At 41.8% G+C, this 20,478-nt stretch carries 16 protein-coding genes and 4 pseudogenes; 9 read left to right on the forward strand and 11 right to left on the reverse strand.

The window, feature by feature from the left end:
* Nucleotides 1–396 precede the first annotated feature (396 nt).
* Entirely contained in the window at nt 397–1,728 is a 1,332-nt protein-coding gene (locus AAC853_RS00460; RefSeq protein ID WP_340613307.1) for a DUF6687 family protein, read from the forward strand.
* Nucleotides 1,729–2,076: 348 nt separating this feature from the next.
* Here AAC853_RS00460 and AAC853_RS00465 read toward each other — a convergent pair.
* Nucleotides 2,077–2,459 (reverse strand): annotated as a pseudogene (locus AAC853_RS00465) (IS110 family transposase); the annotation flags it as partial.
* A gap of 92 nt (nt 2,460–2,551) precedes the next feature.
* Between AAC853_RS00465 and AAC853_RS00470 the strand changes: the two are divergent.
* Nucleotides 2,552–3,241, forward strand: a pseudogene (locus AAC853_RS00470) (IS6 family transposase).
* A gap of 131 nt (nt 3,242–3,372) precedes the next feature.
* Here the strand turns inward: AAC853_RS00470 and AAC853_RS00475 are convergent.
* Nucleotides 3,373–4,284, reverse strand: coding sequence for a LysR family transcriptional regulator (locus tag AAC853_RS00475; RefSeq protein WP_340613308.1), 912 nt, complete (start codon nt 4,282–4,284; stop codon nt 3,373–3,375).
* Between the two features lie 286 nt (nt 4,285–4,570).
* On the opposite strand from AAC853_RS00475, the gene AAC853_RS00480 reads away from it, so the two are divergent.
* The 3 genes and pseudogenes from AAC853_RS00480 to AAC853_RS00490 all read left to right on the forward strand — a co-directional run bounded on the left by AAC853_RS00480 (nt 4,571) and on the right by AAC853_RS00490 (nt 7,306).
* Nucleotides 4,571–5,149 carry a plasmid pRiA4b ORF-3 family protein gene (locus AAC853_RS00480; RefSeq protein WP_340613309.1) on the forward strand — a complete coding sequence of 193 codons (579 nt, stop codon included), beginning with the start codon at nt 4,571–4,573 and terminating at the stop codon, nt 5,147–5,149.
* Nucleotides 5,150–5,293: 144 nt separating this feature from the next.
* Nucleotides 5,294–5,875, forward strand: a complete 582-nt coding sequence (locus AAC853_RS00485; protein WP_340613310.1) for a recombinase family protein — start codon at nt 5,294–5,296, stop codon at nt 5,873–5,875.
* Nucleotides 5,876–5,899: 24 nt separating this feature from the next.
* Nucleotides 5,900–7,306, forward strand: a pseudogene (locus tag AAC853_RS00490) (ISKra4 family transposase).
* Nucleotides 7,307–7,432: 126 nt separating this feature from the next.
* Here the strand turns inward: AAC853_RS00490 and AAC853_RS00495 are convergent.
* The 3 genes from AAC853_RS00495 to AAC853_RS00500 form a co-directional block, all read right to left on the reverse strand.
* Complete coding sequence (locus AAC853_RS00495) at nt 7,433–8,662, reverse strand: MFS transporter (protein ID WP_340613312.1); 1,230 nt, start codon at nt 8,660–8,662, stop codon at nt 7,433–7,435.
* Nucleotides 8,663–8,793: 131 nt separating this feature from the next.
* Nucleotides 8,794–9,150: an aKG-HExxH-type peptide beta-hydroxylase gene (locus tag AAC853_RS17680; protein ID WP_422824150.1), complete on the reverse strand. Its 357-nt coding sequence runs from the start codon at nt 9,148–9,150 to the stop codon at nt 8,794–8,796.
* A gap of 84 nt (nt 9,151–9,234) precedes the next feature.
* The gene (locus AAC853_RS00500; protein ID WP_340613313.1) at nt 9,235–9,624 is read right to left on the reverse strand and encodes a plasmid pRiA4b ORF-3 family protein; all 390 of its coding nucleotides are present in this window, start codon (nt 9,622–9,624) and stop codon (nt 9,235–9,237) included.
* 187 nt (nt 9,625–9,811) lie between these two features.
* Here AAC853_RS00500 and AAC853_RS00505 point away from each other — a divergent pair, with 187 nt between their 5' ends.
* Nucleotides 9,812–10,816 (forward strand): IS110 family RNA-guided transposase, encoded by a 1,005-nt coding sequence (locus AAC853_RS00505; RefSeq protein ID WP_340613296.1) that lies wholly within the window; start codon nt 9,812–9,814, stop codon nt 10,814–10,816.
* A 272-nt stretch (nt 10,817–11,088) separates the two neighbouring features.
* Here the strand turns inward: AAC853_RS00505 and AAC853_RS00510 are convergent.
* The 6 genes and pseudogenes from AAC853_RS00510 to AAC853_RS00535 form a co-directional block, all read right to left on the reverse strand.
* Nucleotides 11,089–11,214, reverse strand: a pseudogene (locus AAC853_RS00510) (IS110 family transposase); the annotation flags it as partial.
* Between the two features lie 159 nt (nt 11,215–11,373).
* Nucleotides 11,374–12,117 carry an SDR family NAD(P)-dependent oxidoreductase gene (locus tag AAC853_RS00515; protein WP_340613315.1) on the reverse strand — a complete coding sequence of 248 codons (744 nt, stop codon included), beginning with the start codon at nt 12,115–12,117 and terminating at the stop codon, nt 11,374–11,376.
* Nucleotides 12,118–12,274: 157 nt separating this feature from the next.
* Nucleotides 12,275–13,849: an FAD-binding protein gene (locus tag AAC853_RS00520; protein WP_340613316.1), complete on the reverse strand. Its 1,575-nt coding sequence runs from the start codon at nt 13,847–13,849 to the stop codon at nt 12,275–12,277.
* Nucleotides 13,846–14,379, reverse strand: a complete 534-nt coding sequence (locus tag AAC853_RS00525; RefSeq protein WP_340613317.1) for an AtaL-like protein — start codon at nt 14,377–14,379, stop codon at nt 13,846–13,848. Before AAC853_RS00525 ends, AAC853_RS00520 begins: the two co-directional genes overlap by 4 nt.
* Nucleotides 14,360–15,769 (reverse strand): MFS transporter, encoded by a 1,410-nt coding sequence (locus tag AAC853_RS00530; RefSeq protein ID WP_340613319.1) that lies wholly within the window; start codon nt 15,767–15,769, stop codon nt 14,360–14,362. Before AAC853_RS00530 ends, AAC853_RS00525 begins: the two co-directional genes overlap by 20 nt.
* Before the next feature lie 217 nt (nt 15,770–15,986).
* Nucleotides 15,987–17,174: an FAD-dependent oxidoreductase gene (locus AAC853_RS00535; RefSeq protein WP_340613320.1), complete on the reverse strand. Its 1,188-nt coding sequence runs from the start codon at nt 17,172–17,174 to the stop codon at nt 15,987–15,989.
* 686 nt (nt 17,175–17,860) lie between these two features.
* Here AAC853_RS00535 and AAC853_RS00540 point away from each other — a divergent pair.
* The 3 genes from AAC853_RS00540 to AAC853_RS00550 are packed head-to-tail and all read left to right on the forward strand — an operon-like array spanning nt 17,861 to nt 20,455.
* Nucleotides 17,861–19,033 (forward strand): 3-deoxy-7-phosphoheptulonate synthase, encoded by a 1,173-nt coding sequence (locus AAC853_RS00540; RefSeq protein WP_340613322.1) that lies wholly within the window; start codon nt 17,861–17,863, stop codon nt 19,031–19,033.
* The gene (locus tag AAC853_RS00545) at nt 19,023–19,808 is read left to right on the forward strand and encodes an SDR family NAD(P)-dependent oxidoreductase (RefSeq protein ID WP_340613324.1); all 786 of its coding nucleotides are present in this window, start codon (nt 19,023–19,025) and stop codon (nt 19,806–19,808) included. Before AAC853_RS00540 ends, AAC853_RS00545 begins: the two co-directional genes overlap by 11 nt.
* Before the next feature lie 17 nt (nt 19,809–19,825).
* On the forward strand, nt 19,826–20,455 hold the full coding sequence (locus AAC853_RS00550; RefSeq protein ID WP_340613325.1) for an isochorismatase family protein: 630 nt from the start codon (nt 19,826–19,828) through the stop codon (nt 20,453–20,455).
* Nucleotides 20,456–20,478 lie beyond the last annotated feature (23 nt).

Consider the following 20,478-nt stretch of genomic DNA (forward strand, 5'->3'; position numbering starts at 1 on the left):
TATCAATAACCTACATTCCTTCACCATGAAAAACGGTACTATCGGGCTCATGATGAATATGGTTCTACTCAAACAAGAGCTTTCCATTAATCCCTCTTCATTAAGCCAAACAATGTTGTCACGGCTAATATATAGAATCGCTCTGAGCATCATTATGGTATCAGACGCTGACTGCGGTTTTCATGTGAGCCAACGTTTACTTACTGTTTACGGAGGTCATTTCCTATCTGGAAATACGCACATGGCTTAATACTGGCGTAACCTGTTTTACGGTATGCACTTTTTTTATTACTGTGGACTTATGGTATGGCTATTGAATACATCATGAAGGTCTGCAACTAACCCTTGTCGCATTTTTATTATTCAATTTGAATCTGGACTAGCAGGAGGTATTCGATGAGCAGGAGTTTTCCCCTTCATGACGGTGATCATGCCGTGATTTTCGATGATGATATTGCTGTCAAACTCAATGGCTATGATCTGAGGCTTCTCGCAGGTCGTATTATTGCAATATGTGATAATCATTTTTTCGATCTGCAAAACTTGATTGCAGGTGGTGGAACTATTACACGAAACAGTGATCCGTATGACCTGCAGCGTAAGAACCTCATAGTACAGCATTACCAATTTGGTGGTCATGGCGAGCTAACATTCACTGATGCAGAAAAAATAGTCTCAATGATACCCATGCCTGCCACGGGGAGATCACATTCATTCTCTGTTCAGCCTGTACAACTGTGTCCCGATGATCATCGTTCTTTCTTGCCATTTGAAGAGACACGTAACGTGCCGAATATCGCGGCTGATGCGATACACAATGCCGCAACACAGCTGACACTTTCCCATTGGCCAGCCAACCGAACACCTGAGTGCTATGAAGCAAATCTCTCCACAGAAAGCGTTTTCCGCTTTTTGGCGGGTAATGAACGGCTTAATGATACTCAGTATGTCACAACTGATCACTTTGATTTGGACGGGTTGGCATCGGTCTATGCTCTGCTCGCCCCAGATCATGCGCAAAGTCATAAGCAACTTCTCATCAATATTGCACGATTCGGAGATTTCGCCAGTGGTCATAGCACAAAAGCGCGTCGGCTAGCATTTTCGCTGAACACGATTGCTGTACAAACAATTAACTCTACAAAAACATTACTCCATGAAAGTTCACGTATCGCTGCACTCTTCAGCACAATGTTACCCGCATTACGTGACTTGCTGGATGATGAAGTGCTCCCGGAGTTACTCTGGCATGAGGCTGAGCAGCAGTATCACAAGACAGAAAAATTACTTGATAATCAGGATATTATTATTGAACAATATCCTGAGATCGATCTTGCTCTGTTCCGGCTTCCGAAAGATACCGTTTCCGAACTTAATATATCGCAACGTTATTTCGGCCTTTCGCCCATTGCTTTCCATAACCGCACACTATTATCAACAATAGCGATTGTTGTTCAGAACGATATTGTGATTCAGCAACGTTATGAAGGTTGGGTCGCACTCACTTCCTCTGCCCCCCGCCCACGCCGCGATCTTGCTATTTTTGCGCGCTCTTTACAGGAGGCTGAAACAAGCAATTGTCGCTGGCACTATGATGGTGTACAACATATCATGCCCCGGCTGGGATATACCACTACGCAGCGAAGCTTCCTACCTGTTGAGAGGATCATCAGCGAGCTACAACATTTTCTCACAATTGCTCCGGCAGCTTGGTCACCGAGTGTATAGAGCAATATCTGAGTAGTTAGAGGATGAGAAAAACGCTCAATCATGGTAATTAATTTGTCAGTTATCAGGTAGTAAATAAATTAACGTTCTCGGAGAGACCATAAAATCTATGGTCACCTTCGTTTTTGCAACACTAATTTTGATGAATTTTGGGCTTACTTAAGTCTATCCGGTACCACTATAGGCAAGGAATCTTCGCCTCGATGAGTTCCGCGACTGATAAACCTTAAAAGTGTGCCGGCTTCAAGGAGCCAATTTTTATGCTAGGTTTCTCATTAGGCTGGTAGGCCGTTCATGTCATCAATTATCAGTCTTTGCAAAACCCAGTGGGGTACTAGTTGAATAGATTCACCATGACATCAGTTTCAGGCAACAAATACCGTGTGTTGTAATAGTCCACGCTATTAGGGCGAGTTTATTAGCTAGTGCACAGACCACAATATTAGAATGCTCTCGTTCAAGTTGCTGCTTAACCCAACCAGCCAGTTTGCCCTTTCTATGCTCGATATGCAGTATGATCGCTCGGGTACATAGTACCAACAGTTGCCGGAGTATCTTGTTACCCCGTTTACTGATCCCCAATAAAGTGTACTGCCGAGGGAAACAATCCCGTCGAAGCCGTAAGATCCTGGCTGTGTGCGTATTGCTTCCCATCTCCCAGAGATGGGGTCAACGCTAGGGATCGTTATCAGCCGTTGTCTTGTATCATCCTGAGCAATCTCCTGTGACAGAGCTGCTTAAATCTTGGTGATTTTAATGATAATGCGGCTCCTGTCGCATTAAAGGGAGATCAGGTAATATGTGACCTTTTGCAGAGTGAGCCGTGTCTTTAATTCGAAAAGTCTTCAAACGTTTACATTACCCCATTGATATCATCACTCAGTGGTCCGCCGGTACCTATCTTATGCGCTAAGCCTGCGCAATCTCGAAGAAATCTGAGCGCCGTATTGAGGTCGACCACGCCACTCTGTATCGCTGGGTTATCAAGCTTACCCCATTGCTGGGCAAAGCTTTTCATCGACATAAACGTCTTGTAGGTCGTCGCTGGCGCATGGACGAAACCTATATCAAAATTAAAGGACACTGGAAATATCTGTACCGAGCAGTCGATACGACCGGGCAAACTAGCAACTTTTTGCTGATGGCTAAGCGGGATGCTCCCGCCGCATTGCGCTTCTTTCGTAAGGCGATCCGCCATCACGGTGAGCCTGAGGTCGTGACTCTTGATAACAGCGGAGCGAATACCACCGCACTGGCGACGCTCGACGCCGACAGACCCAAAGAAGAAACCATCCTATCCGACAGAGTAAATACCTGAACAACTTAGTGGAGCAAGATCACCGCAATATCAAACGTCGGATACGGCCGATGTTAGGTTTTAAATCGTTTCGCCTGACTCAAACGATTTTAGCGGGGATAGAGCATCGTTTCGATGCTGCATAAAGAACAATACTCAAAATCAGAAGATAAAGCATTGTCACCGGCAGAGATGTTTTATCGATTAGCTGCATAAAATACAACCAACCCCACATTGACTCAGAGTTTCTCTGTTAATACGACAGAACCAACAGAAGTTCTGCTGGATTAGTTGGAACGCGCAAAAATCATCTATAGTTTCCAGATGGTTAGTTCCTTCTCGGGATTCTACCTATTAATCCGTAACTCCTTTCTTAGCAATTCCAATATGCTATTTACTTTAGGAAGCAATTGTCTTCCAATCGGCCATACTAAATTAAGTGGTAGACCGTCTGTGGTTAGCTCAGGCAAAATTATGATTAAGTCACCTCGTCTTATATCATCACGTACTAACCACGTAGCTAATTGTGCTATGCCATATCCAGCTTTAACCGCACCAACCTGAGCCTCGCCGCTCCCAACGATGATGCGTCCTTCCATTGTCTTACGTTCAACCAAACCAGTATTATTTTTTATCAACCAAGGACTCGTGCTTCCATCAGCTTTACCGTAAAGTACAGAATCATGAGAGAGTAACTCGCTTACTGACGTTGGTGTACCGTATTTTGCTAAATAGTCGAGGGAAGCACAAAAAACGAGACGTTCTCTACCAAGATAACTATGTCCCAGAGAAGCTGGCCACTGTTCCGCTCCTCCAATACGTACTGCCACATCTATTCCCTCATTTATCAAATCAACAAAACGATCAGTAAATGATACGTGAGGCAATAAATAGGGATGTTGTTCTGTAAACTGTAAAAGTAGTGGCAAAACATGTAAACGGCCAAACGCCTCTGGTACATCTAATCTCAATCGCCCTACAGGTTCTCTAAATTGAGTACTGAGAACAATTTCTGCTTCTTTTAAGTCAGTAAGCACACGTACACAAGTGCGGTAGAATGCACTTCCTGCATCAGTCAGAGCCAATCGGCGCGTTGTTCGTTCAAACAAACGAGTACCTAGCCGATCTTCTAAGCGTGCCACACTCTTGCTAATTGCAGAATTGGTCAAATTCAGCTGATGTCCAGCTGCAGTAAAACTACCTAAATCAGCCGTGATTACGAAAGCTTCTATACCTTTAAAACGTTCAAAAGGAGTCATATTCCCATTCCTATTATAGATTTAAATTCCATAATAGTATGAAAAAACAAATATAAGATTTATTTTTTTCAATAGACTAGGAGCAATAATTGATATTACGTTGGAGTCTTTTTTTAATGTCTTCTTATTCAACATCGGTCACAACAGAATCAGTTAGCCGTAGTGGTCTTTCTATTATTATTCTTGCAGTAGCAGGACAACTTGGAGAGCATAAAAATCTGTGGGGCACCCTGTTCAATCGGCGATAGAATGAGCAATTAAACCTGTTTTTCTCAGGTAGCTCGCCATGAAAATTTATGTCGTTAAAATCGCCCTTCGGGGGATCAGCCCAATGGTCTGGCGCCGATTCAGGCTATCAGGCGAGACATCTTTAGCCGCTTTTCATTATATTATTCAGATCGCGCAGGGATGGCAGGATGATCACCTTCACCAATTCCGTATTTATGCTAAAGATTACGGCATTTCCTACTCCGGCGGGATTGCATTTCCTGATAACCCTTACAAAATCACGCTGGATGACTTTGAATTTGATGCCGGTGACCGTTTTACCTACGAGTACAACTTTTTCGAGCACTGGTTTCACGATATCCGTATTGAAACTATTCTCGAAAACGCTAACCTGAAGTCACCCTTTTGTTTGGCCGGAAACAGAATGCCCGGGGCGGCGTTAGCCGATGAAGTTGATAAAAACCTGGCATTACTTGACGCGATTATTCATGCTGATGATACGACCACAGTCGGAGATATCCGTCCACTGGTTGAGGCACTTGATGCCGTCAGATTCAACCGTCCCAAGGTTAATTGCCAATTAAGCAGGCTCAACCTTGATTCACCGGAACTGGAACCCATCGTAATAGGGCTGTAGCGGATAGGGTGAGCGGCATCCATAAAGGTATACCTTTTCATCCGTGCTGAAAACAAGACCATAACACTCTATAAACCTCGAAAAAGTTAATTTTATAGAGTATTCTACAAATCTTTATCAGGTTTAAAGACTTTTGAGGTTAGTATGCTCTATGCCTATATTCGGGTGAGTTCGGTTGACCAACATGTTGAGCGCCAGAAAGAGGCGCTGTCTTCATCCGGTATTAAAATTGATAAAATGTATGTCGAACAGGCCAGTGCGAAAAACATCAACCGGCCACAACTTCAGGCTATGCTTCAACAGGTCAGAACCGGTGACACGATTGTTGTTCACTCCATCGATCGGTTATGCCGCAATATGATGGATATGTGTAGCCTGACCCTGCGTTTACGCCAGCAAGGTATTACACTGATATTCCTGAAAGAGCAGCTTACGTTTAGTGCTCACGAGAGCACGCCCATGCAAGAGCTGCAACTGCATATGATGTCGGCCTTCAGTCAGTTTGAACGGGCACTCATTCGAGAGAGGCAAAACGAAGGGATCGCCGCAAAAAAACAGCGCGGGGAACGAACGGGCAGGCCGCCTGCGGATATCAGTAAATTACCTCAAATAGACGCGTTAAGAGCAAAAGGTATCAAGTTAAAGCTGGCCTGCGATAACGTAGGATTAGGTGTTTCTACGTATTATAAATTGCGTCACCAGCTAGAAAACGGGGGAATACAGTAGCCACAACCCCGGGAGGACAGCATCATGCAATTCACAATCCAAATCGCGATGGTCGATAAATCGGGGCATCGCCATACTGAGAAGTTATTCACGATAGAAAAACAGTCCGACGCCCCCAATGACATTGGACTTTCCCTGTCTGAATCGAAATTACTTTTGAACGCTATCCAGCAATCAGTGATCCAGAAACAGGCAGCTGAATATTTGGATGAACATCGCACTTGTCCTTGCTGTCAGCGAAACCGGCGAATAAAAGGCAAACAAACAATCCAGTATCGAACCTTGTTTGGCATTATTCCCGTGGAGGGATTTCGGGTTTACCGGTGTGCGTGTGAAAAACATTCAACCCACACCGTTAGCCTGCTCAATCACTGGTGTGATACGCATACTCACCCGGAGCTCAGGTATATAGAAACCCGGTGGGCTTCATTGATGTCTTATGGATTGACCGCCAATCTGCTCAAAAATATTCTGCCGGTGGGTGAACGCTGTAATGCCGCCACAGTCAGAAACCACCTCTGCCAGACCGCTAAAAGACAAGAAGCCGAATTAGAGGGGTTGCCTGATTTTCTCCTCGGCGATCCCAGAGAATGGGAAAAATTACCCAAACCGGGAAAACCGATGGCGGTGGGTATTGATGGGGGGTACGTCAGAAACCGGGACGACAGAAAACATCATTTCGAAGTCATCGCCGGAAAATCATTCGCAACTAATGTTCCGACCAAACGTTTTGGTTTTGTGCAGTGTCTGGAAAATCATCCCTGAAGAAAACTCATTGCCCAGTTATCTTCACAGGGAATGCAGGCTAATCAACAAATTACTTTCTTATCAGATGGCGCTGATAACCTCAGGGATCTGCAATTTAATTTGTACCCTGAATCCCAGCACATGCTCGACTGGTTTCATATCACAATGCGCCTGACCGTCTTAAAACAATATGCCAAAGGGGTATCAAAAAACGCCCCTGAACTCGGTGCAGAATTATTAGACGTTTTAACCAGCACAAAATGGTATATCTGGCATGGGAATGTCAATAAGGCATTAGAATATTTGGATCATTGTGCCTTGATATGTGATGACGATACATTGCATTATGAAAACCATAAATCGCTGTTAAAACATCTTGATGAAATGTATACCTATATTGAAAATAACCGCATGATGATCCCGAATTATGGTGAAATGTACCGATATAGTGAACCGATCTCCTCGTCATTTGTTGAATCGGCAATCAATGAAGTTATCGCTAAACGGATGGTGAAAAAGCAGCAAATGCAATGGAGCCAACAAGGCGCACATTATTTACTCCAGACACGCACAGCGGTACTTAATAATGATTTAAAAGCCCGATTTGAGTATTGGTATCCGGGAATAAAGTTAGGTGAAGAAATGGAGCGCTATCTGACAGAAGCTGAAGCTATTGCGGCATAAGTGCCCCACACATTTTTATGGTCTCCTTATCGAGGGAATGGGCACAAAACCCGATCATGGATCATCTGATGCCATTTGTCGATTGGTAATAAAACAGAGTCCGATTTTGATTTTAAACGCGAATCGTTACAAGTAGGCTTTAGGATATAACTTAATGTAGTAGCTATCCAAATCGTCATTATCCAACTGAGCTATTAATCTAAAATCTTTAGATAGCCAAACCGCCAGAGCTGACGCGAAAATTAACATAGAGAATAATGTTAGTGAGAGTTCTAATTTACCAGAATCAACCATTAATGTAGATATGGCTACGCCTGCCGGAATTGGAAGAATACAAACGGCTAGAAAAATGGATTCAAAGGAGCTTCTTAAGTCAGCTGGAGTTGCTGAACAGCGGATTTTTGTTGTGTTTATATTATAAATAACCACCCCTGCGCCAGCAAATAACAACCCTAGGAACAAAGAGTAGATATTGTCAGCAATCAGTATTAGTAGCAAGCTGGCACCGACAGTAGCTATACTGAAAACAGTTGTAATTCTAACGCCAAATACATTATTTAATCTTTTACAAAAAAGAGCACTACCTAAAAACATACCTATGCCAAACATTGCCTCAGATAGACCTATTTCTAACGCGGTATAACCATACCTATCTATGATTAATATCGGGGTAATATACATCAATGTTGGCGTGAGAATGAAGTTTGACATGGCTGAAACCGTAACCATAACTCTTTCAACATTATTTATTGCTAATGCTTTAATAGCTGACCAACTTTTGTGGTTGGAGTTTTTAAAAGAAAGCTCATTTGTCTTAACTATTATGAATGCTAAACATGAAACGCCGATAGATACGATTAATATTCTAATTGTTTGTTCGGCTGAAAATGCGCTAATAACAAACCCTGATATGGCTGCACCCAAGATAGTGTTGATTGAATTTACAAAGCCTCTAATTCTAAAAGCCCTTTCAGTATCCTTTCCGGTATATAAGTTTGGGATAATGCTAGAGCCTATAGGTTGAATGGTTATGCTAAATAGAGATGTCGCTATATAAATAAGACCTAGCTGCAATGGCTCGACGCTACCACCAAATTCAAGGGTTATGAGGCATAAAAAACTTGCAGCTGAACAAAAAACGGGGACTGTTTTTTTTCTGAATCGGTCAGAAAATAACCCCATGAAAATAAGAGTTAAAACCTGTAGTAGCCAAGATATGGATATGAACCAACCGAGTTCAACCTTTAATTGGTAGTGTTGTATCATAACCCAAGCAAGTAATATGCCTATAGCACGACAAGATGATGTGAAGATAATGTCAGCCGATTGATATAAATAAAAGTTCTTATGCTTCATTATCGTTTCCACGCTGAAATTTTTTCCAAGTATCATCAAAAATCACAGCTGCGTTCATAGCCCTAGTAAAACCAGAAAAAATCGAGTTTTGTATTAAAATTTCCTCCATGTCCTCTCTCGTAAACCCAAGCCTATACGCGGCGTAACTCTGGAAAGATAACACCATAGCAATCTTTGAATTGTCGAACATTTTGTTCTAAATTAATGATTGCTTTGGTGTTGCTAGGGTCGGATTTTACCAACTTGTTAAAGAAACAAGATATTCTATATAAAACAAAAGTAGCATGATAAATTCCATTCATTGTTCTCAAACCAGTCCTGAGAGGTGATGGATACCTTTCTCTATCATCATTCAATACTATTTCATCAAGAGTCATTATAGACAGTAGAACCTGATGAGCAGACTCATGTATTATTTTGTCAACTAAAAAGTATACAGAAAACAGCAACACCATCATTTTCTGTGCTGGCTCAGCATTGACCTTCATTCATTATTAAAGAAGTGTGGGATAACAAAGATAAAGTTCAAGTTGTCAGCAAATATTCTTACCAGTACGACGCACCACGGCTTGTCATATAAACCGAGTCATCGATTGAGTGCAGTCGACTTCTGAAAATGACAATAACGTCGCCCCGGGAATTCTGTTTCCGGCCAGACAAAAAGGAGACGTTAGATTAGAATTTTCGAGAACCGTTTCAATACGGATATCATGCAGCCAATGCTCGAAAAAGTTGTATTCGTAGGTAAAGCGGTCACCGGCATCAAATTCAAAATCATCCAGTATAATTTTGTAGGGATTATCCGGAAAACCAATCCCACCAGAATAGGAAATACCATAATTTTTGCCATAAATACGGAATTGATGCAGGTGATCATCCTGCCATCCTTGCGCGATCTGAATGATATAGTGAAAAGCCGCTAAAGAAGTCCTGCCTGACAGTCTGAATCGACGCCAGATCATAGGACTGATCCCCCCGAAGGGCCACTTTCACGATATAGCTTTTCATGGCGAGCTACCTGAAAAAAATAGGTTTAATTGCTCATTCTATCGCCGATTGAACAGAGTGCCCCACGGTAATGAGATGGTTCCCCTCACCCTAACGGCAGTATATTAGCAGAGTGATTATCTTTGATAAGAGGCTACCATCATGAACACTATCGCACTGATTGGCATCGATCTCGGCAAGCATTCTTTTCATGTCCATTGTCAGGAGCAATCGGGAAAAGCCCTGCTACGTAAAAAATTCACCCGAACTAAATTGATGGAATTCTTAGCCGATTGCTCTCCGGCAACGGTTGTGATGGAAGCCTGTGCTGGCGCGCATTTCATGGCAAGACGGATTGCTGATTTGGGGCATGAGGCTAAGCTGATTTCACCGCAGTTTGTCCGTCCTTTTGTCAAAAGTAACAAGAATGATTTTATTGACGCGGAAGCCATCTGTGAAGCGGCCTCACGACCTTCAATGCGTTTTGTTCAGCCCAGAACGGAAGCCCAACAAGCCATGCGAGCGTTGCATCGTGTCCGGGAATCACTGGTCCGGGATAAAGTCAAAACCACCAACCAGATGCAGGCTTTCCTGCTTGAATTTGGTATCAACATGCCCAAGGGGATTGCCGTGATAAAACGGCTCTCTGCTGTGCTGGCTGAACATGAACTTCCCCCTTATTTGGTGCAGGTATTACTGCGGTTACAGGCACATTATCACTATCTGGTTGAGCAAATCACCGAGATTGAAACTGCCCTGTCACAGGAGGTTGCTCAGGATGATATCGGACAACGGCTGATGACGATCCCCGGCATTGGCCCCATCACGGCGAGTGTGCTTTCCTCACAACTGGGCGATGGAAAACAATATTCTCGCAGCCGGGATTTTGCGGCCTCGACGGGTTTGGTTCCCCGCCAGTACAGCACCGGGGGAAGGACGACCTTATTGGGTATCAGTAAACGGGGTAATAAGACGCTCCGGCAACTGTTGGTACTCTGCGCCCGGTCATTCATGCAACAGATTGAGCATCGGCAGGGAAAACTGGCTGACTGGGTTAAGCAGCAGCTTGAACGAAAGCACTCTAATATCGTGGCCTGTGCATTGGCTAATAAACTCGCCCGGATAGCGTGGGCCATTACGACACAACACACGGTATTTGTCGCCTAAAGCTGGCGTCATTGTGAACCTATTTAAATGTTACCCCACTGGTTTTGCGAAGACTGATTATTGATGACATGAACGGCCTACCGGCCTGATGAGAAACCTAACATAAAAAATGGCTCTTTCAAGCCGACACGGTTTTAAGGTTCATCAGGCGCGGAACTCATCAAGGCGCAGGCTCCTTGCCTACAGTGACGCCGGATAGATTTAAGCAAGCCAAAAATTCATCAAAAATTAGTGTTGCAAAAAAGAGGGGAACCATAGATTTTTATGGTCTCCACGGTATCAAGCAATTTTTGCCATGAGATTTTTCGGTTCGAGGCGACAGAACCGTCCGCCATCCAGACACAGACTTGAAAAACATTTTTGGCGAGGTCAATGCCAACGACTTTGATCGTATTCATGATAGGTTCTCTCCCGAAAAATTCAGTGTATCGGAAAGAAAGATGGCATTCTTTGCCGCTGAAAAAGGGGCCGTCCATCACATCACTACACTCCTAAGTGGAGCACTATTCGACAGCAGTAGTCACTACATAAGTGCCCCATACTTTTATGCTTTTGGTCTATATCGAAGCACCACCGTCTATGATGATATCTTGACCAACGATATAAGAAGTCTTATCTGATGCTAGCCAAACAGCAGCATGTGCAATTTCTTCAGTCGTTGCAACACGTTTTGATGGATTAGTTGCAGATATGCGGGCATCGCGACTTGCTCGATCTTCACCTGCCCGATAAGAAAGGGGTGTGTCAACAGGCCCTGGGCAAATACAATTCACTCGAATACCATACTGGATTGCTTCGAGTGCAGCTGTTCGTGTCAAACTGCTTACAGCGGCTTTTGAGGCTGCATAAGCCCCCATACCGGGTCGAACTAGTTTTGCTCCAACGTTGGACCCAATGTTAATAATCACCCCACTTCCTGATTGCTTCATTGTTTTTATTTCATGTTTAAGAGAGAGCCAGAGGCCAAAGACATTCGTATTTAAAACGCGAGCAAATGATTCTGAATCAAGCTCATCTATTGCTCCTGAGACTACGATCCCAGCCGCATTTACTGCGATATGCACTGTGCCAAGAGTCTCAAATATTGCCTTTATTGCGTTCTCATCTGTGACATCGACGGCTATAACTTGAACAGATTTTGCAGTTTGTGAAATGAGATCAGCTGTTCGCTCAAGTTCATCATGACGTCGTCCAAGTAGTATAAGGCTTGCTCCAGTAGCTGCGAATGCTATCGCGACACTGCGACCGATCCCTGATCCTGCGCCGGTAATTAGAACGGTTTTTCCTAAGAAATTTTCCATAATGCTACCTTTGTGTACGGTTGATTTTTCTGTAAAGTAGAATAGTATGAGATCTTCTATTATCAACTGGTTGATATAGATGGATTAGTCTTGAGATGAAATAAGGTTATATTCATTTTTAATTAAACCTAATGACGAATATAAAATTAAACATAAATTATACTCCTTGAGAATGCTGAAATATATTCAAAGGATCCCAATTTTTTTTTATTTTTGCCAATCGGCTGGCGTTTTTATGCCAATATAGTTGCTTATAATCAAATCCTGATCGATTCCATTCAGGAGACTGAAGGTCGGAATCAGCATACCCAATATAACACCCTTCAGTAGAATCATTATGTATGGGTACACCTCCTGTGTCTTTATAGGTTTCTGAGTAGATGTTTCGAATAAATAGAACATTTTCGTCATCATCCTCAGGGTTATCCCAGAATACGACATAATTGATTTTGATCTTTGACCTCCTCTGGAATGAAGCAGTCTCGAATGGATCTATCTTGTTTATTACTCCACCATAACTTGTGAGCATAATAACTGCAGTTGGATTATTGAAGTGATTATTATTCAAATGGTGGTAAATAGATTCTGTCTGTATTTCCGTAAATGCTTTCTTTAGATAAGCAGATTTTCCCTTAAACCTACGAGTGGTATCTGGAATGGTAAAATCTACCGTTTCGGTGGTTGCTTTAAGCCATGGAAGCGATCTACGTGTCCGAGTATATTTGTTGGCTTTTTGGGTTATAAATGCTTCAAATTCATCTAGAACGCTCTCTGCTCGCGGTAAGCTCTGATTGATTTGTGTCATCATCTCGAATCCTCCTGCAGCAAGGGGTTGCAATCGTAACTGGCTGAAAAGGGAAAGAGATGTATTATCTGTGCCTGTTATCATTATGAACCATTCGCAAAAGGCAGTAACTAGATGCTGAAAATCTTTGCGATTAAGATCATTCCATGACCATCGTATTGAACTTCGTATAACCGTTTTTGGAGCTACAGGAAGTAAGTCTTCTGGATTTCCGGTAGCACCTGGTGTTGCGAATAGATATCGCGTTACAAGGCCAAATTGACCGGGCCCTCCGCCTGTATGAGCCCACCAAAGATCGCGTTTTGCTCCAGTATCATGTCGTGAAACAGTTATAAGCTGTGCTCGTCCGTTCTCATCGATAACAATTACCTCAACTGCTTGTAGGTGATCAACTATGAGACCATCTTGTCGTGATAAGGCCCCATAACCACCACCAGAAACATGACCTCCCACTCCAACGCTCGGACATGTTCCGCCAGGGAGAGTGACTCCCCATCTGCGAAACAATGAACCATAGACTTCCCCAAGTAACGCTCCAGCACCGATTGAAAAAGAGTTAAATTTATTGTCAAATTTTATCTCTCTGAGTTCTCGAAGGTTTATCAGGGATTGAATGCCTCGTGTCGAAAAATCCTCGTACGCATGCCCTCCAGACCGAGATGCGAGACGATAATTTCCCACAGCCTCTTGAACAGCTTTTAGCACTTGTTCAGTGCTATTTGGCACGGTAATGATCTCTGGTGTACCAACCCACCGTGCATTTGCTCCACGGGCTAAATCGTCATACGTATGATCATTAGGGTAGATTTTTCTGGATCCTAGAACAGCTCTTTCCATAGAACCATGGGCTAGCCCCACATTACTAGTCATTGAGGCGATAACTACTCCGGCACCAATACCAAGAATTTCTCGTCTAGAGAAGCTCATAAAAAACCTCTATCTTTTAGTTTATCCACCAGTGTTGCTCGAGCCGTCTTCAACATTCTTGTGAAGTATTCGTCCTGATCGGAGAAAAGCTTTGAATTCTTGTATGCACAAACAGTCCAAGCTTTTGTAGTTTCAATCTTCATGCTATAGAGTAGATTGGTATTTTCGAAAATACTGAGGCGATTGATAATGGCAACCGTATCTGGGTCATCAATATGCTCAAAACGCACTATGCCGCTATTTTTATCTGCCATTACGTCTTGGATAATTGTTAATCCATTGCGAATAATCTTCCTTCTAAAAGAGGTCTCACTGTACTCCTTAACAATTTCGACATCCGATATAGAAGGAACATACTCCATTGGTCTACGAGCCTTCTCAATAAGAGCTGCCCATGCTGCGTCATAGGCCTCCTGAATCGTAGCCTTACTGATTGGGATAAGAGCAGTCCATGAAAGTAAAGTTTTTCTACTAAGCTCATCAGAGTGAACTATGTTATGGCTATTTTTTTTAATTATTTCCGTTGTCATTGCTTTTATTCCTGTTATGAGAATTTGGTTGCAGATATCTTTTTAATCCAATTCCAACTGATAATATACTCATAAGTATGATGAGAAGTGTTCCTGTACCAATAAGTTGAAATAAGCTATTTTCTTCACGAGATGGTGATACTATTCCAATAATGATGCCACCTATTGGAATAACAATAGAGAGTATTATCGAAGGCCCAAGCTCAAATGCAGCGTTACTTACGATTGCAGCAGATTCTAATGCTTCATTTTTCATCTTTCCGAAATATTCCGATGTAGCACATGAAAACGTAATAGAGATCGATATTGCCGAAACAATCATGGAGAGTAGGATTAAATATGATGTGGTTGCATTAGACAAAAACCAGATTGCACCTAAAAATACAATAACGGAAACTACAATTACAAAAGATGTATTATTGCTATTTTGTAATGACATCGAGATTTTAGAAAAGAGTACAGATGTGCCTATCAGTGCTATGGAGAATGGGATGAAATATAATGTTGCATTTAGTTCACTCCCTGGAATAGTCGATCGAATAAAAGCTGGAACGATAAAGAAGTAGCAAGCCAAGAGACCCGACACACAAAACATCCATGCTGTATAGTAGCTTCTTTTTTCGGAGAGAATAGCTTGTGGATGTATTAATCTCAATTGGTTATTATTTTTTTCTATATGTAGAAAATGATATAATAGTAACATAAAAATTATTCCAGCCACAAAAGCTGTATATATCCATTGCATTTTTACCAGAAAAAGCAATGAATAAAGACTAGTCACTGCCCCTACGAATGATAAGCCGTGAAGTGGAAAAGTGATTGTTTTTCTTTTTTTATCATTAAATGAGATTAATTTTAATAAAGAATAGCTAGTAACTAGCATTATGACACTTAGGAATACCCCGCCGTACTGCCATTGATAAAATGACAAAACGAATCCAGAAAGAATTACACCGAATAGTGCACCAAGCGGAGATACACTTCCCCATACAGGCATAAATCGATCAAAACGTTCTGCAAGTGTATATTTCAAAAGCAGCAAGAGGCATGGTGCGAGCAAAGCACTAAAGAAACCCTGTATGTATCGAAAAGTTGTGATCAATGTAATATCATTGCAAAATGATATTAAAAATCCAGAAACTGCCCACCCCAACGTAGCTAATCTAACTGCTTTCAGTGTACCTATCCAAGTAATAATAAATGGAGAAATAATTAGAAAGCTTCCGAATGATAAACCATAACTAGAAGTTGCAAGAGCTGTCGAATAATAGGATACAGACAATTGTAATGCGATTTTGTCAGCCATTGCGGAAAAAGTTGTTATACCAGCAATCAGTATCATTTGACTTAAGCAAATGAATAATGTCGTTACAATTGTACGACGTCTCATTCTATGTATCCTTAATTTATAATGTCATAATGGAAAAACTTTTAGATACGCAACCGTCAGGTGGAATCCTTTCTATTTAATTGTAAAAGTATATTTTTATTCAATACATATATCAGACACAAGTCTCAATGTGGATAAATTTTTATTACTGTTACAATAGGAGCTCTTACCTATATTTCCATAAAGACGATATTATGACACTTTTAGCTTCGCTATATTAATTAGAAAACAGTGCTTTGTCTGGACTTGCATACAACCAATCACAAGCTCGCCAAAAATCGGCTTCTTGTAGTGTTTTCAAATAATCGTCGCGATGTATGGCCGCAGAACCTGATGCATGATAAATATCGTCACACATTTTACGAGATAGTATTTGTACTGCAGCCGTTCGTGGTGAGCGACAAGCTTCATATTCAGCAAAACTGTGTTCAATTTGTGTTGGAAAATCCATGATCAATTGAGATAGTTTTACTGCATCCTCCAGGGCTAAAGCTGCGCCTTGAGCAAGATATTGTAAGGTTGGATGGGCAGCATCACCTACTAATGTTACACGACCATTCGACCATCCATGAGCTGGATCTCGATCACAGAGTACCCAACACTTCCAAGTTGTTTCACAAGTTAATAGCCTTTTTACTGTCGTATTCACTTGAGGGAAATGAGATAATAGAGTTGAAACGTCAACCTCCTCCCCAGAGATAGGTAATTGACTGTGGTCATTTACCGTTGCTGCAATGTTTAGGCGTTTACCAGACGAAATTGGATAGGCTACAATATGTCGATCAGCACCAGCCCAAAGTGTGACTCGGTTTTTACTAAGCTCAAAAGGCACTGCGTCAATCGGTAGAGTAGATCGAAATATTCGGTGGCCTGAAACCCTTGGCTCGGCATCACCTAGAAGGTTATGACGTATGGCAGATCGAATTCCATCGGCACCAATCAGCCAGTCCCCCGATAATGTCTTCCCTGTTGCGAGAGTCACTGTGATTCCGGTTGAGTTTTGTCTAAATTTAGATACTTGCGAACTTGTGATTATATCTATCCCAGGCAATGCCCTACAAGCAGTGAGTAAGGTATCATGTAGGTCTGCTCGATGCACAACCGCATACGGATAGCCAAAATTTCTGCGAAAAGCGGTTCCGGTTTCTAGCTGGGTAATTTCATTGCCTGATGTAAGATCACAAAGGTGAATGCTTTCTACAGATACAATCTTATCCGTAAGATTATTTAACAAACCAAGCTTATCAAGGGCACGAAATGCATTAGGAGCTAACTGGATTCCGGCACCAATTTCTCCAAGCTGAGGCGATTTCTCTAGAATGAGAATACGATGATTGGCTCGTGCTAGTGCCAAAGCAGTTGCTAATCCAGCGATTCCAGCACCAACTATAATTATCTTAGCCATGATTAGACTCCGGTTTTGTTCTAAAAACTTTACCTGTGATGTCGAAAACATTAGATAATTCTGAATTGTTCTCTATTTTTAACACAATAACTCCGCCTTTTTTCATTCCATTAATCTAGTAAATTAATATCGGACATATAATATTTAACTACACAACTTTTTCAGTAATTCTGACTAATAGATTTACTGGATGTATATTACATATTTTAAAATATGTAATGAACGGGAAGTTACTCATTCACTGTATGATAATTAAAAATGCTAAATACGTGAAATGGAATTTCATTCTCTAGTAAAAATTCAGAAAGGTTATTATCTTTTTTGTTTATCATTACATTATGAATAATACTAATAAAAATAAAAACCAAATAAATGTAATTAACAATTTGGTTACAGTGTATCTTTAAATGTTTATTATAGTCAATCTGATTTTGAAATAATCCCATCAAAAAAAATAACTTATAAAACATTAATTTACATAAAAAATAATTTATGCATAAATTACATAAATGTAATGGCAGTGTTTGTTTTTTGTTGACTTTTGAAATTTATTAATGTGGAATTATCGTTTATTTGGAATCAAATTTAATTTATTGCATAAGTAAAAAATAATAATTAAAGTTACTTATTTAATAAAAATATAATCATAGTTAACCAGCATTTAGATTGCGGTTGAGACATTTAAAATGACAAAAATACTTGACAATAACTCTAACTGGCAACAGCCAGACTGGGATGATAAGGGCATGCTTTCGCGTGTCAAAAATGAACTAAATAATTTTCCGGCATTAATAGCATTCGACGAAATTTGCAAATTGTATCAACAGCTAGAAATTGTTTACGCTGGGAAAGCAGTTATATTTCAGGCTGGTGATTGTGCAGAAAGGATTAGTGAATCTGGTGCAGCACATGTGCATCAAAAATTAGCCTTTCTTGAGCAAATGTCCCATGAGTTTTCTAAGTTAACAGGACTACAGACAGTGACTGTAGGTAGGATTGCTGGCCAATATACCAAACCGCGGTCGCAACATAGTGAAATTTACGATAACATCGTTCTTCCTGTATGGCGTGGTGATTCTGTCAATCGGCTCGAAGCAACTCTGGAAGCTAGGCGTAACGATCCAGAACGGATGTTGTTGAGCTACCATGCAGCCAAAGAAACACTAACGGAAATTAAATGTTATCCACTGAGGCAGCACGATAATAGTCAATCTATTTGGACTAGTCACGAAGCGTTGTTACTGGACTATGAAACAGCACAGATCCGAACCACGCCACATGGAGGAGAATATCTGGCAAGTACTCATTGGCCTTGGATTGGTATTCGCACTTTAGCACCTGATAGCCCGCATGTTACCATGCTCACTCATATAGTTAATCCCATTGCCTGTAAAGTCGATGCAACCGTAACCCCTGCGTTCATTACTGCACTATGCCGACAACTGAACCCTCAGCGTATTCCTGGTCGCCTGACTTTCATTACGCGGTTTGGTCATCAGTATATTCATCAGTTGGGAGCCTTGATTGATGCCGTTGAGGAAACTGCCACTCCAGTTTTATGGATGTGCGATCCGATGCATGGCAACACACGTAAAACGCCAGACGGTAATAAACGCCGTGATCTCAATGAGATGATGGAAGAAATCACCGGATTTCTACATCAGGTGAAATCACGCAATGCCTGCGCCGCTGGACTACACCTTGAGGCTACACCACATCCTGTTGTTGAATGTTTTTGTGATAATAACCAACCCAATGAGTATGAGCTTAAGCAAATTACTTGTGATCCACGCCTAAACATGGTGCAAACACAGACTTTATTAAACCACTGGAAAGAGCTACAGAAAAATGACATTTAACAAGCAATATATCGCCGTTATTACCGGTGCGTGCGGAGGAATTGGCGAGGCAGTTGCTCGTTCTCTAGCGAAGGAAGGTGTTTCACTGGCGCTATTGGATAACCAATCCTGCCTACTACAAGCACTGATTATTACACTTAGAAACGAGTATACGCAACCTATTATAGGGTTTACCGTTAATGTTGCCGACAACAATAGCGTTGCAGAAACCTTTACTGCAATTAACGACCAGATGGGACCAGTAGGTTACTTGGTCAATGGCGCTGGTGTATTGTGTCACGCCAGTGTGTCCGATACAAGTCCTCAAGATTGGGCTAATACCTTTGCGGTCAATGCAACCGGTGTATTCAACGTCAGCCGTCATGCAGCCAACCTAATGATGGAACAGAGTAAAGGGAGTATTGTGACTATAGCCTCAAATGCGGCGCGCGTGCCACGAGCCACCATGGCCGCATACTGCGCGTCAAAAGCAGCAGCTCAGGCATTTACCTATGCGCTGGGGCTGGAAGTCGCTCCATATGGCATTCGCTGCAATGTTGTTGCCCCTGGTTCTACTGACACACCGATGTTGCGCAGTATGTGGCACAAAGAAAGTGACCGACAAAATACTCTTAATGGCAACTTGCAACAATTCCGCATCGGCATTCCGTTGAACAAAGTTGCAACAGTGGAAGATATTGCCTCTGCTGTTTGTTACTACCTGTGTGAAGAATCAGGGCAAACAACTTTGTCTACATTACTGGTCGACGGCGGTGCTGCACTCGGTAGCTGCTAATTGTGGAAAAAAACAAAATGGAAAAAATACAGCCTTACTCATTACCAACAGAACATCAATTACCAATATCTGCGGCTAACTGGAGACCTGAGCGTAACCGTATCGCGCTGCTTATTCATGATATGCAGCACTATTTCCTCAATTTTTTTACTGAAGGCACGTCGCCAGTAGCGCAGATCATCGATAATACACACCGTTTGTTAAGTACCGCCCGCCATCTGCAAATCCCAGTGTTTTATTCTGCTCAGCCCGGGGATATGACACCTCAGCAAAGGGGACTGCTACAAAGTATTTGGGGGCCTGGTATGCGGGCCAGCCAAGATCACAAACAAATTATTTCACAATTGACTCCAATGGAAAATGAGTTAGTGCTAACTAAGTGGCGTTATAGTGCATTTTTTAACTCCCCGTTGTTACCTACCTTGCGTAACCTTAATCGAGATCAACTTATCATTTGTGGTGTTTATGCCCATATTGGTTGCTTGTGTACTGCTCAGGAAGCTTATTCTAATGATATTGAAACATTTTTCATTGCTGATTCTGTAGCCGATTTTTCCAAAGAAAAACATCATCTAGCGTTGGAGATTGCCGCTGAAACTAGCTCCGTTGTGTTATCTACCCAGCAATTTATTGGTGCTTTAGTATAAAAATACTCACGGTATTATAGGAG

This window comes from Xenorhabdus thailandensis, assembly GCF_037996785.1.
Classification (GTDB): Bacteria; Pseudomonadota; Gammaproteobacteria; order Enterobacterales; family Enterobacteriaceae; genus Xenorhabdus; species Xenorhabdus griffiniae.

Coding starts and splice junctions, on each gene's coding strand:
- AAC853_RS00540 (WP_340613322.1), top strand. CDS start 17,861: ATGACAAAAATACTTGACAATAACTCTAACTGGCAACAGCCAGACTGG.
- AAC853_RS00545 (WP_340613324.1), top strand. CDS start 19,023: ATGACATTTAACAAGCAATATATCGCCGTTATTACCGGTGCGTGCGGA.
- AAC853_RS00520 (WP_340613316.1), bottom strand. CDS start 13,849: ATGAGCTTCTCTAGACGAGAAATTCTTGGTATTGGTGCCGGAGTAGTT.
- AAC853_RS00505 (WP_340613296.1), top strand. CDS start 9,812: ATGAACACTATCGCACTGATTGGCATCGATCTCGGCAAGCATTCTTTT.
- AAC853_RS00480 (WP_340613309.1), top strand. CDS start 4,571: ATGAAAATTTATGTCGTTAAAATCGCCCTTCGGGGGATCAGCCCAATG.
- AAC853_RS00475 (WP_340613308.1), bottom strand. CDS start 4,284: ATGACTCCTTTTGAACGTTTTAAAGGTATAGAAGCTTTCGTAATCACG.
- AAC853_RS00515 (WP_340613315.1), bottom strand. CDS start 12,117: ATGGAAAATTTCTTAGGAAAAACCGTTCTAATTACCGGCGCAGGATCA.
- AAC853_RS00530 (WP_340613319.1), bottom strand. CDS start 15,769: ATGAGACGTCGTACAATTGTAACGACATTATTCATTTGCTTAAGTCAA.
- AAC853_RS00460 (WP_340613307.1), top strand. CDS start 397: ATGAGCAGGAGTTTTCCCCTTCATGACGGTGATCATGCCGTGATTTTC.
- AAC853_RS00550 (WP_340613325.1), top strand. CDS start 19,826: ATGGAAAAAATACAGCCTTACTCATTACCAACAGAACATCAATTACCA.
- AAC853_RS00485 (WP_340613310.1), top strand. CDS start 5,294: ATGCTCTATGCCTATATTCGGGTGAGTTCGGTTGACCAACATGTTGAG.
- AAC853_RS00525 (WP_340613317.1), bottom strand. CDS start 14,379: ATGACAACGGAAATAATTAAAAAAAATAGCCATAACATAGTTCACTCT.
- AAC853_RS17680 (WP_422824150.1), bottom strand. CDS start 9,150: ATGAAGGTCAATGCTGAGCCAGCACAGAAAATGATGGTGTTGCTGTTT.
- AAC853_RS00535 (WP_340613320.1), bottom strand. CDS start 17,174: ATGGCTAAGATAATTATAGTTGGTGCTGGAATCGCTGGATTAGCAACT.
- AAC853_RS00495 (WP_340613312.1), bottom strand. CDS start 8,662: ATGAAGCATAAGAACTTTTATTTATATCAATCGGCTGACATTATCTTC.
- AAC853_RS00500 (WP_340613313.1), bottom strand. CDS start 9,624: ATGATCTGGCGTCGATTCAGACTGTCAGGCAGGACTTCTTTAGCGGCT.